This window comes from Mycobacterium attenuatum, from assembly GCF_900566085.1.
Lineage (GTDB): Bacteria > Actinomycetota > Actinomycetes > Mycobacteriales > Mycobacteriaceae > Mycobacterium > Mycobacterium attenuatum.
On sequence record NZ_UPHT01000139.1, the window covers coordinates 17,158 to 28,258 of the forward strand.

The 11,101-nt window shown below is 65.3% G+C and carries 9 protein-coding genes and 3 pseudogenes; 9 read left to right on the forward strand and 3 right to left on the reverse strand.

Annotation, left to right across the window (positions count from 1 at the left end; genetic code table 11):
* Positions 1–66: 66 nt before the first annotated feature.
* The 9 genes from EET13_RS22735 (at position 67) to EET13_RS22775 (ending at position 8,910) form a co-directional block, all read left to right on the forward strand.
* Positions 67–1,656 (forward strand): acyl-CoA carboxylase subunit beta, encoded by a 1,590-nt coding sequence (locus EET13_RS22735; RefSeq protein WP_122444395.1) that lies wholly within the window; start codon positions 67–69, stop codon positions 1,654–1,656.
* Positions 1,657–1,661: 5 nt separating this feature from the next.
* On the forward strand, positions 1,662–3,665 hold the full coding sequence (locus tag EET13_RS22740; protein WP_122444396.1) for an acetyl/propionyl/methylcrotonyl-CoA carboxylase subunit alpha: 2,004 nt from the start codon (positions 1,662–1,664) through the stop codon (positions 3,663–3,665).
* Positions 3,662–4,828, forward strand: a complete 1,167-nt coding sequence (locus EET13_RS22745) for an acyl-CoA dehydrogenase family protein (protein WP_122444386.1) — start codon at positions 3,662–3,664, stop codon at positions 4,826–4,828. Before EET13_RS22740 ends, EET13_RS22745 begins: the two co-directional genes overlap by 4 nt.
* A gap of 10 nt (positions 4,829–4,838) precedes the next feature.
* Positions 4,839–5,690 carry an enoyl-CoA hydratase family protein gene (locus EET13_RS22750; RefSeq protein ID WP_122444387.1) on the forward strand — a complete coding sequence of 284 codons (852 nt, stop codon included), beginning with the start codon at positions 4,839–4,841 and terminating at the stop codon, positions 5,688–5,690.
* Positions 5,691–5,792: 102 nt separating this feature from the next.
* The gene (locus EET13_RS22755; RefSeq protein WP_122444388.1) at positions 5,793–6,395 is read left to right on the forward strand and encodes a DUF1707 SHOCT-like domain-containing protein; all 603 of its coding nucleotides are present in this window, start codon (positions 5,793–5,795) and stop codon (positions 6,393–6,395) included.
* A gap of 90 nt (positions 6,396–6,485) precedes the next feature.
* On the forward strand, positions 6,486–6,830 hold the full coding sequence (locus tag EET13_RS22760; RefSeq protein ID WP_122444389.1) for a WXG100 family type VII secretion target: 345 nt from the start codon (positions 6,486–6,488) through the stop codon (positions 6,828–6,830).
* Entirely contained in the window at positions 6,811–7,725 is a 915-nt protein-coding gene (locus EET13_RS31855) for a hypothetical protein (RefSeq protein WP_244604057.1), read from the forward strand. The genes EET13_RS22760 and EET13_RS31855 overlap by 20 nt, the downstream gene beginning before the upstream one ends.
* Positions 7,709–8,233 carry an alpha/beta hydrolase gene (locus EET13_RS31860; protein WP_244604058.1) on the forward strand — a complete coding sequence of 175 codons (525 nt, stop codon included), beginning with the start codon at positions 7,709–7,711 and terminating at the stop codon, positions 8,231–8,233. The genes EET13_RS31855 and EET13_RS31860 overlap by 17 nt, the downstream gene beginning before the upstream one ends.
* Before the next feature lie 38 nt (positions 8,234–8,271).
* Positions 8,272–8,910, forward strand: coding sequence for an LppA family lipoprotein (locus tag EET13_RS22775; protein WP_122444390.1), 639 nt, complete (start codon positions 8,272–8,274; stop codon positions 8,908–8,910).
* 250 nt (positions 8,911–9,160) lie between these two features.
* Here the strand turns inward: EET13_RS22775 and EET13_RS33115 are convergent.
* From EET13_RS33115 to EET13_RS30985, 3 pseudogenes are all read right to left on the reverse strand, one after another.
* Positions 9,161–9,360, reverse strand: a pseudogene (locus EET13_RS33115) (ATP-binding protein); the annotation flags it as partial.
* A pseudogene (locus tag EET13_RS32625) lies at positions 9,357–10,859 on the reverse strand (transposase). The pseudogenes EET13_RS32625 and EET13_RS33115, both read right to left, overlap by 4 nt.
* A pseudogene (locus tag EET13_RS30985) lies at positions 10,849–11,101 on the reverse strand (hypothetical protein); the annotation flags it as partial. The pseudogenes EET13_RS32625 and EET13_RS30985, both read right to left, overlap by 11 nt.

The following is an 11,101-nucleotide window of genomic DNA, read 5'->3' on the forward strand; positions in this document are numbered from 1 at the left end:
CCCACTTCGCTACGTCCACCGCATGCGGGCGGTACGCCCACTGCATCGTCGGCGGTGGTCATGACCGTGCTGCAGTCCACCCTCGACGCCAGCGCGGCCGGCTACGCCGTGGCGGCCGCGGCCGCCACGGCAAAGTTGGACGAGATCGCCGCCGAACTTTCCAAAGCGCTGGCGGGCGGGGGTCCCAAATACGTCGACCGTCATCACGCTCGGGGCAAGATGACGGCGCGCGAGCGCATCGAATTACTCGTAGACCCGGATTCGCCGTTTCTCGAGTTGAGTCCGCTTGCCGCATACGGTAGCTCCTTCACCGTCGGCGCCAGCACGGTCGTCGGCATCGGCGCGGTGTCCGGCGTGGAATGCTTGATCGTCGCCAACGACCCCACGGTCAAAGGCGGCACCAGCAATCCGTGGACATTGCGCAAAATTCTGCGGGCCAACCAGATCGCGTTTCAGAACCGGCTTCCGGTGATCTCTCTGGTGGAATCCGGCGGGGCGGACCTACCGACCCAGAAGGAGATCTTCATTCCCGGCGGAGCGATGTTCCGCGACCTCACGCGGCTGTCCGCAGCCGGGATTCCCACTATCGCACTGGTATTCGGCAATTCCACCGCGGGCGGCGCCTACGTCCCCGGAATGTCAGATCATGTGGTGATGATCAAGGAACGCTCGAAGGTGTTCCTAGCCGGTCCGCCACTGGTGAAGATGGCCACGGGTGAGGAGTCCGACGACGAGTCGCTTGGCGGCGCCGAAATGCACGCCCGCATTTCAGGTTTGGCCGACTACTTCGCGCACGACGAGCTCGACGCCATCCGCATCGGCCGTCGCATCGTGGCCAGGCTGAACTGGCAGAAACTGGGGCCGAAGCCCAAACCGGTGACCGAGCCGTTGTTCGATGCCGAGGAGCTGATCGGCATCGTCCCGGCCGATTTGCGCATTCCGTTCGACCCGCGTGAGGTGATCGCCCGCATTGTCGACGGCTCCGAATTTGACGAGTTCAAGCCCCTATACGGGTCGTCGCTGGTCACGGGCTGGGCTCAGCTGCACGGCTATCCGCTGGGCATCCTGGCCAACGCGCGCGGCGTGCTGTTCAGCGAGGAGTCGCAAAAGGCCACCCAATTCATCGAGCTGGCCAACCGCTATGACACGCCATTGTTGTTCTTGCACAACACCACCGGTTACATGGTGGGCAAGGATTACGAGGAGGGCGGGATGATCAAGCACGGCTCGATGATGATCAACGCCGTATCCAACTCGACCGTTCCGCACGTCTCGCTGTTGATCGGCGCATCGTACGGCGCGGGCCACTACGGGATGTGCGGGCGCGCCTACGACCCAAGATTCCTGTTCGCCTGGCCCAGCGCCAAGTCCGCGGTGATGGGTGGCGCCCAGCTGGCGGGGGTGTTGTCCATTGTGGCCCGCGCCGCCGCCGAAGCCCGCGGGCAGCAGGTCGACGAAGCGGCTGATTCCGCCATGCGGGCCGCCGTCGAAGGACAGATCGAAGCCGAATCCTTGCCGCTGGTGTTGTCCGGGATGCTCTACGACGATGGGGTGATCGATCCGCGCGATACCCGAACCGTGTTGGGAATGTGTTTGTCCGCCATCGCCAATGGCCCGATCAAGGGAACGTCGAACTTCGGCGTGTTCCGGATGTGATGCAAATGCCGATCACTCGAGTACTGGTAGCAAATCGCGGCGAAATCGCCCGGCGGGTATTCACCACTTGCCGACGGCTGGGTCTGGGCACTGTCGCCGTCTATACCGACCCTGACGCCGCCGCGCCGCACGTCACCGAGGCCGACGCCCGGGTGCGGCTGGCCAACACCAACGACTATCTCAACGCCGAGGCCATCATCGCGGCCGCACGCGCCGCCGGTGCCGACGCCGTACATCCCGGCTACGGATTTCTCTCGGAGAACGCGGGATTTGCTGCTGCCGTGCAACAGGCGGGTCTGACCTGGGTCGGCCCGCCGGTGGACGCGGTCCGCGCCATGGGTTCCAAGATCGAGTCGAAAAAACTGATGGCCGCCGCGGGTGTGCCGGTGCTCGAGGAGCTCGACCCCGAGGCGGTCACCGAAGCGCAACTACCGGTGCTGGTGAAGGCGTCGGCGGGCGGTGGCGGGCGCGGCATGCGGGTGGTGCGCGACTTGTCCTCGCTGCCGGTCGAAGTCGAAGCGGCGCGGCGGGAGTCCCAGTCCGCGTTCGGCGACCCGACGGTGTTCTGCGAGCGCTATCTGCCCACCGGCCGCCACATCGAGGTACAGGTGATGGCCGATACTCACGGCACGGTGTGGGCCGTAGGGGAACGCGAGTGTTCCATTCAGCGCCGCCATCAGAAGATCATCGAAGAAGCGCCCTCGCCGTTGGTTGAGCGTATCCCCGGCATGCGCGACAAGCTGTTCGAAGCGGCCCGGCTGGCGGCATCGGCAATCGGCTATACCGGCGCGGGAACGGTGGAGTTCCTCGCCGATCCAAACTCTCAAACCGGCGAGTTCTACTTCCTGGAAATGAACACCCGCCTGCAGGTCGAGCATCCCGTCACCGAAGAGACGACGGGACTGGACCTCGTTGAGCTGCAATTGCATGTCGCCGACGGTGGCCGGTTGGACGCTAATCCGCCGGCTGCTCAAGGGCATTCGATCGAAGCGCGTCTCTACGCAGAGGATCCCGCGCAGGGCTGGCAGCCGCAGGCGGGTGTGGTGCGCGGATTCGACGTGCCCTCGGTCCGCGCGCAGTTCTGCACATTGGGGTACCGGACGGCAATCCGGCTGGACTCCGGGATCGTCGACGGCTCCGCCGTGTCCATCCACTACGACCCGATGCTGGCCAAGGTCATCTCCTACGCCCCGACGCGCCGGCAGGCGGCACTGGTCCTGGCCGACGCACTGGCCCGCGCCCGCGTGCACGGGCTGCGCACCAACCGCGAGCTCTTGGTGAACGTGCTGCGTCATCCGGCATTTCTCGACGGAGCCACCGATACCGCGTTCTTCGAAACTCACGGCTTGGCGAAACTGTCGGCGCCGCTGGCCGATAACGCGACTGTCCGGTTGTCAGCCATTGCCGCGGCGCTGGCCGATGCCGCGCACAATCGGGCCACCGCAAAGGCGTCCGGGGTATTCGGCGCTATTCCCAGCGGTTGGCGCAACCTGGCGTCGGGCTATCAGGCGAAGTCGTACCGCGATGGCGAAGACAACGAGCAACGGGTCGAATACCGATTCAGCAGAACGGGATTGGAACTTCCCGGTGACGAATTGGTGCGGCTGATATCGGCCATACCAGACCAGGTCGTGCTGGCCGACGGTCATGGCGTGGCCCGCAGCTTCGCGGTGGCGCGCTACGGCCAGGACATCTATGTGGATTCCGCGATCGGACCCGTGCACCTGGTCGCGCTCCCCCGCTTCCCCGAGCTGGGTTCGGCCGTCGAGCAGGGCTCGCTGGTGGCACCGATGCCCGGCAATGTCATCCGCCTGGGCGCCGAGGTCGGCGACACCGTCACCGCGGGTCAGCCGTTGATCTGGCTGGAGGCAATGAAGATGGAACACACCGTCAGCGCGCCGAACGACGGGGTGCTCACCCAGCTCAACGTCCGCACTGGCCAGCAGGTCGACGTCGGTGCCGTGCTGGCACGCGTAGAAGGCCCGGAATCGCAAGGAGATTCACAATGACAGACACCAGCTTCATCGAAAGTGAAGAGCGCCAGTCGCTGCGCAAGGCGGTGTCCGAATGGGTGTCCAACTACGGTCACGAGTACTATCTTAAGAAAGCCCGCGCGCACCAGCACACCACTGAATTGTGGTCTGAGGCGGGCAAACTCGGTTTCATCGGAGTGAATCTGCCCGAGGAATACGGGGGCGGCGGCGCCGGCATGTACGAGCTGTCGCTGGTGATGGAGGAGATGGCGACGGCGGGTTCCGCGCTGCTGCTGATGGTGGTGTCGCCGGCCATCAACGGCACCATCATCGCCAAGTTCGGGACCGACGAACAGAAGCAGCGCTGGCTGCCTGGTATCGCCGACGGGTCATTGACCATGGCGTTCGCGATCACCGAGCCGGACGCCGGCTCGAACTCGCACAAGATCACGACCACCGCGCGTCGTGACGGCGGTGACTGGATTCTCAAGGGCCAGAAGGTCTATATCTCCGGCATCGACCAGGCACAGGCGGTGCTGGTTGTAGGCCGAACGGAAGAGGCAAAGACCGGAAAGCTGCGACCGGCATTGTTCGTGGTGCCCACCGACTCGCCGGGCTTCAACTACACCCCGATCGAGATGGAGCTGATCAGCCCGGAACGCCAGTTCCAGGTCTTCCTCGACGACGTCCGGCTGCCCGCCGATGCGCTGGTGGGAGCCCAAGATGCCGCTATAGCACAGCTTTTCGCCGGCCTGAACCCTGAACGCATTATGGGCGCGGCCAGCGCGGTCGGCATGGGACGGTTTGCGCTGGGCAAGGCCGTCGACTACGTCAAGACGCGCCAGGTGTGGTCCACCCCGATCGGCGCTCACCAAGGGTTGGCACATCCGTTGGCGCAGTGCCACATTGAGGTCGAACTAGCCAAATTGATGATGCAAAAGGCGGCGACGCTCTACGACCACGGTGACGACGCCGGCGCGGCTGAGGCGGCCAACATGGCCAAATACGCTGCGGCCGAGGCTTCCGCGCGGGCGGTCGACCAGGCCGTGCAGTCCATGGGCGGCAATGGGCTGACCAAAGAGTATGGTGTGGCCGCGATGATGACCTCGGCCCGGCTGGCCCGGATAGCGCCGATCAGCCGCGAGATGGTGCTCAATTTCGTTGCGCAGACATCACTGGGTCTGCCCAGATCCTACTGAAGTCGTACTGATGGATACTTTGGTCGAATACGCCGGTCCCGCGGAGTGCGGGGGCCCGCTGGCGCGGTTGACGCTGAACTCGCCGCACAACCGCAACGCATTGTCGAGCACTCTGGTCAGCCAGCTGCATCAGGGGCTGCGCGACGCTGCGGCGGATCCGGCGGTACGCGTGGTGGTGCTCACCCACACCGGCGGCACCTTCTGCGCGGGCGCGGACTTGAACGAGGCTGGCGGTGGTGACCCGCGTGGCGATCGCGAGCGCGGCGCAGCCGGGCGAAGCGGGTCGCCACCATCGGCATACGACATGGCCGTGGCGCGGGCCCGGGAGATGACAACGCTGCTACGGGCCATTGTCGAGTCCCCGCGGCCGGTGATCGGCGCCATCAACGGCCACGTGCGAGCCGGCGGGTTCGGGCTGGTCGGCGCGTGCGACATGGTGGTCGCCGGTCCGCGCAGCACCTTTGCGCTGACCGAGGCCCGCATCGGTGTGGCGCCGGCGATCATCTCATTGACCTTGTTGCCTAAATTGTCGCCGCGCGCGGCGGCGCGCTACTACCTGACCGGCGAGACGTTCGGCGCCAGCGAAGCCGCGGAGATCGGCTTGGTCACCATGGCAGCCGACGACGTGGACGCAGCGGTAGCCGCGCTGGTCGCCGAGGTGGGCCGCGGTTCACCGCAAGGTCTGGCGGCATCGAAGGCGCTGACGACCGCAGCCGTCCTGGCTGGATTCGACCGTGATGCCGAACGGCTCACCCAGGACTCGGCGCGGCTGTTCGCGTCGGAGGAAGCTCGCGAAGGCATGCTCGCGTTCTTGCAGAAACGTTCGCCAAGCTGGGTCAACTCCGATCGAACGAGCGGCTGAGCAGCGCCGTTGCCGGCCCTGCGAGTCAGACTCGCCCGGGGGAACGTTGCAGTTTAGCCAACCAGCTTGCAGCAAATCGTGGACGTCGTACGCTCGTGGGTGATGAGCAACCCGGCCCAGCGCGGCACAAAGGACACGCGTGACGATTCGTCGCTCGCGGCTGACACCGATCGCATTCAGATCGCGCAGTTGCTGGCGTACGCGGCGGAACAGGGTCGCCTGCAGCTGAACGAGTATGAAGATCGGCTTACCAGGGCCTACGCGGCAACCACCTACCGAGAGCTGGACCAGCTTCGGGCCGACCTGCCCGGTGTTTCGGTAGGCCCACGCCGCGGCGGCAATTGCAACCCGGCACCGTCCACCTTGCTGCTTGCCCTGCTGAGCGGGTTCGAGCGGCGCGGCCGGTGGAATGTGCCGAAGAAACTGACCACCTTGGCGCTATGCGGCACCGGCGTGCTGGATTTGCGTTATGCCGACTTCACCTCCACCGAGGTCGAGATTCGCGCCTACTCGATCATGGGTGTGCAGACCATCCTGCTGCCGCCGGAGGTCAACGTCGAAATCCGCGGCCGCGGTGTGATGGGCAACTTCGACCGCGAAGTCGTGGGCGAGGGCAGCCGCGGCGCGCCCAACGTGAAGATACGCGGCTTCTCGTTCTGGGGCGGCGTGGGCATCAAGCGTAAAGCGCGCAAGCCCCGCAAGTAGCCCGGTACGGCCGCCAAAGGTGAATAGTCCGGTTGGCGGGTGTGTGCCATACTCCCCGGACGTTTGCTTGCCGGCCGATCGGGAGACTCGATGATGAAGACGTTGCGTGTCGTTCCCGAAGTCCTGACCCGGGTGGGAAATGAGTTGGCCAATCACGGTGAGTCACTGCTGGTCTTGCACAAGTCATGTCGCGGTGCCGCCGAAGGCGCGCGGTCGGGATGGGTCGGTTCCTCGGCTGGCGCGCTGTCGGGGTTACTCGGTAGCTGGGAGACGGTCAGCGCCACCCACGCCGACCGATTCGGTGAGCATTCCTGCGGCATGCATCTCGCGGCGGTCGGCTTCGCTGAGATGGACCAGAGCCACGCCGCGGCGCTGGCCGCGGTCCGCAGGCGGGCTGGCAGCAGCGGTCGATTCGATGGCGTTGACGTTAGCTGATATTGAGCGCTGGGATCCTGCGGCGATCAGAACGGTGTTTCAGGCGGCGATTGACCGCGCACATGGCACCCGCACCACATCGGCGGCACTCACTGACACCATGCGGTTGCTGGACTTCGGCGGTGATGCCGCCGATGCGGCGCTGGCGGCAACGCACCGCACCACGTTGCTTCTCGACGACCATGCCGACGCGTGCGAGGCGGTCGCACGGGCCGCGGAGAAATCGGCCGACGAGGTGGCCGCAATCAAGTTGCGGCTGCAGGCCATTCGCGATAGTGCCCGGGATTACCACCTGACGATTGACAATGCGACCGGTACGGCGTTGCCGCCCGCTGACTTGTCGTCGTACTCCCCTGCCGATCAGCAGTCGATTCTCAATGCCGCGATCAGGCTGACGGAAAGCATCAAGCGTCTGCTGGCTGACGCCGAGACCGCCGATGGGGATCTGGCCGCGGCGATTCGGGGCGCCGCCAGGGACTTGTCACCTGAGCAGGTCAACACCCAACTCAGCCATGAGCCACCCAGGATGCCGCAGATGCCGCCGCCCGGCAGCGATCCCAAGGAGGTCAGCAAGTGGTGGCATTGGCTGACACCGGGACAGCAGGATCGGGTCAAACAGTGGTTCCCCAACGCCATTCGCAACCTCGACGGCATCCCCACCAGAGTTCGCAACGAACTCAATATGCCGGTGCTGCAACGCGAACTCGACCAGCTGCAGCGCGGTTGGCTGGATGGAAATGGCGTGTGGCATACGGATACCGAGAAGTTGGCGGACCTGCAGGCGCTGCGCGACGCGGTTGCCGCCAACCCGGGCAGCAGCCTGATTCTGTTGGACACCACCAGTAATTCCCGCAAGGTGTTGGCGGCGGTGGGGGTCGGTGACAGCGGCTGGTAGCAATGTCGCGGATCAGCACATCACCGCGTTCGGGCATTCATACGGCTCCCTGGTGACCAGTCTTGCGTTGCAGCAGGGCGCACCGGTAAGCGACGTCGTACTGTACGGTTCGCCGGGTACCGAGCTCACCAACGCTTCCCAGCTAGGAGTTCAGCCGGGACATGCCTACTACATGATCGGTGTCAATGATGATGTCTCTCAAGTGATTCCCGAGTTCGGCGCATTCGGTGCCGCACCGCAGGACGTACCGGGCATGACTGAGCTGTCCACCAGTACTGGGCTGGCACTGGGCAGTCGCTACGGTGACGGCAACCTTCATGAGCGGGCCTACGGTCATTCGGAATATGCGCGCATGGGAAGCAACGGCGAACTGCGCATGAGCGGCTACACCATGGCCGCGGTGCTAGCCGGGCTGCCCGACGACCTCATCACACCCCGCGCCGTCGGCGTGGACCGGCTGCCCGGCGGCGCCGGCCCCTATGAAGTACCGCCTCCAATCCCGCGGTAGCACGTACGAACCGGCCACACCGTTATGCCACAGCCGGACTGCTCAGCGTCACGCTACTGCTCACCGGCTGCCTCAAACCCAATACGTTGGATCCGTACGCCAACCCAGGCCGTGGCGAGTTGGATCGCCTACAGCAGATCGTCAACAAACGACCCGACCTGGAGACGGTCCAGCAGCAGCTCGCCAACCTCGATGCCACCATCCGGGCGGTGATCGCCGAATACTCGCCACAGACAAAGTTCTCCAGCACCTCAGTGAGTCATCCGACCAACGGCTGCAACGACCCCTTCGTCCGCACCATCGGCCGGCACGTGGGAAGCGATCATTTCTTCGGCGAACCTGCACCCACCCCAGAGCAATGGCTGCGGATTGTGACCGAGTTGGCGCCGGTGTTCAAGGCGGCGGGTTTTCGGCCTAACAACGCCGCACCGGGCGATGCCCCGCTTCCTTTGGGATCGGCCAACGATTCGCAAATCCGAGACGACGGCATGTTGATCCGTCTCGTCAACGGCGACGAGCACAGCCCACTGTCCTACTCCTACGACACCGGCTGTCACCTCCCGGCCGCGTGGCGCACGGCGCCACCGCCACCAAACATGCGGCCCCCCAACGACCCCGACGTCCACTACCCATACCTGTACGGATCCCCCGGTGGCCGAACCCGCGACGCCTTTTGACCAGCGATTGCAGACAGGGCATACCTACCGAATCAATAATGATGTGTCCCAAGCGATTCCCGAGTTCGGTGCGTTCCGCGCCGCACCGCAGGGGGGCAACTGCGCGGCTAGAACATGGCAGCGGCTGTTTGCCTGACGACCGACGACCTCATCACGCCCCGCGCGGTCGCGGTGGACAGGCTCCCGGCTGGCGCTGGCCCCCACGAAATGCCGCCTCCAATACCGCTGAGACCTCATGAATCGAGCACGGGGTGGCTTGCATGGAGCGGGCCCGCCCGGCGAACTCCTCGGTGAGCAACGCCTTGATCACCTCGGTGGGACCCCGGCGTTGACTGCGGGCGGTGGCCAAGACCTGGGCGGCGATGGCGCGGGCGTGGGGTTGCCCCGCAGTTGGCAGATCAGCGCTTCAACGTCGGCGGGCAGTGCTGTGGCCGCGGGAACAGCGTTCATGCGATGGTCTCGTTGGTTATGGCGTTGGCGCCCAACAGGTTCCATCCGCTTGTGCCCTGGGTCAGTGGGGTGTCCTCGCTGCCGCGCCGAGAGGTGGTGTCGGTGTCTTTGCTCGCCAGGATCGAGTCGAGATCCCCGGTGGCGAACCGGCCGTGCACCGCGGCGTGCCGCCGTGCCCAGTCGACATCGCCACCGGTTGTCAGGTCGGACAGCTCGACGGCGTGAGCCATCTTCTGGTTGATCCGTTCGGTGCCGGCCGCGGCCGCTTCCTTGAGCAATATCGCCGCACCCGGCGCCGATCGCCAGGAACGCGTGCTCGGCGGCGGTCTGGGCGCGGACCCGCTGGTCGCCGGGGACCTTGTCGTGGGGGTGGGGGAAATGCGCGTCGTCGATGGCCGGGGCGCCGGGGCTGGTTCGACGGTGCCGGGCGGCCTCGATAGGCCCACCGTCATCAAGTGCGCAGATAACGATCTCGTCGGTCCCGTCGTGATAGCCAACCCATACACTTTGACCCAATAGCATTGCGGGAACCGAGTATTGACAGTGATCAAAGGTGATCACGGGAGTGTTGTCGGGGGCCCGGCGAGTCACCCCGAGTGCAGCGGTGTGCGGCAGGTCGGGCACCTGACGCAACCGGGGGCGTTCCTCGCCGAGCATCTCGGCGGGAACCCTGCGCGTGGTCCGGTGCACCCGGGTGTTGGCCTGATCCATGAACGCCGCACACGTCGCTTCGACTTCGGCGAAACTGCCCTACTGGGCTCCCAAGTTCGTCTCGGTGGGCACAATGTCGGCGTTGGCGAGTTTCACGGCGTTTTCCACCCCGCCTTTGGATGCCGGATCAGCGGGCTCACAGGTCAACACCGAAACACCGTAGAAGCGGCCGAACGTGACGGCTTGGCGGTTGCCCCGGCGACGTGCCCGGTGGTCACGGTCTTCTCGTTGTCGGTCAGCACGTAGGTGGGGGCACCACCCAGAATCCGGAAAACTCGGTCGAGTCCGGCGAACACGCTCGGCGCGGTCCGATCCCGCAGGGCGATCACGACACCGAAGTGACACCACGCCAGCCAGGCGACCAGCAGAATAACCTTGCGCCCCGCCACGATGGGTCCGTCACCGAAATCGTATTGCAGCCACAGTCCCGGCTCGGTGATCCACGGTCGGTGCACCCGTGTATTACCCAGGCGCCATTGGGTTTTCATCTCAGCAACGGCCCGGCGGGTCGTGCGGTCACTGCCGGCGTATCCCAAGTTCTGCAGCCGTTCATGAGCCTTGTCGGCGCGGATTTTCCCGCGCGAATCAGCGACCCACCCTTCCAAGACATCGCGCCAGTCATCGATCATCTGGGCGCGGCGCACCGCCGGCGGCAGACCACGGTCGCGGTTGTCGCTTGCCTTCTGGACCGTGTGATGCGAGCAGCAGCACAACTCGGCGGCGGACCGATACGACCCGGTCAGGTCGTAGGCATTGAGCATTTCCATGGTTTCTCCGTCAGACTTCACTTGCGGCTTCTCCTGCTGGTGCCGATTCGACTTGGGCGTCGACATCGAAACCGCAGGAGAGACCACCAGGAGAGACCACGTAGTGCAACCCAACCGGCGGCGCGCCGGAGGGCCGTGTCGCTTGCCAGGGTGATGGGACCACCTGATTGCCAGGGGGATGGGACCACCGTGGCGCGTTATTGAGGATGGTCGTTGGGATGGTCGGGGTCAAGTTGGCCGGGTCGGGTGCGTTGGCGGTAGGA

Coding starts and splice junctions, on each gene's coding strand:
- EET13_RS22740 (WP_122444396.1), top strand. CDS start 1,662: ATGCCGATCACTCGAGTACTGGTAGCAAATCGCGGCGAAATCGCCCGG.
- EET13_RS22745 (WP_122444386.1), top strand. CDS start 3,662: ATGACAGACACCAGCTTCATCGAAAGTGAAGAGCGCCAGTCGCTGCGC.
- EET13_RS22750 (WP_122444387.1), top strand. CDS start 4,839: ATGGATACTTTGGTCGAATACGCCGGTCCCGCGGAGTGCGGGGGCCCG.
- EET13_RS22755 (WP_122444388.1), top strand. CDS start 5,793: ATGAGCAACCCGGCCCAGCGCGGCACAAAGGACACGCGTGACGATTCG.
- EET13_RS22760 (WP_122444389.1), top strand. CDS start 6,486: ATGATGAAGACGTTGCGTGTCGTTCCCGAAGTCCTGACCCGGGTGGGA.
- EET13_RS31855 (WP_244604057.1), top strand. CDS start 6,811: ATGGCGTTGACGTTAGCTGATATTGAGCGCTGGGATCCTGCGGCGATC.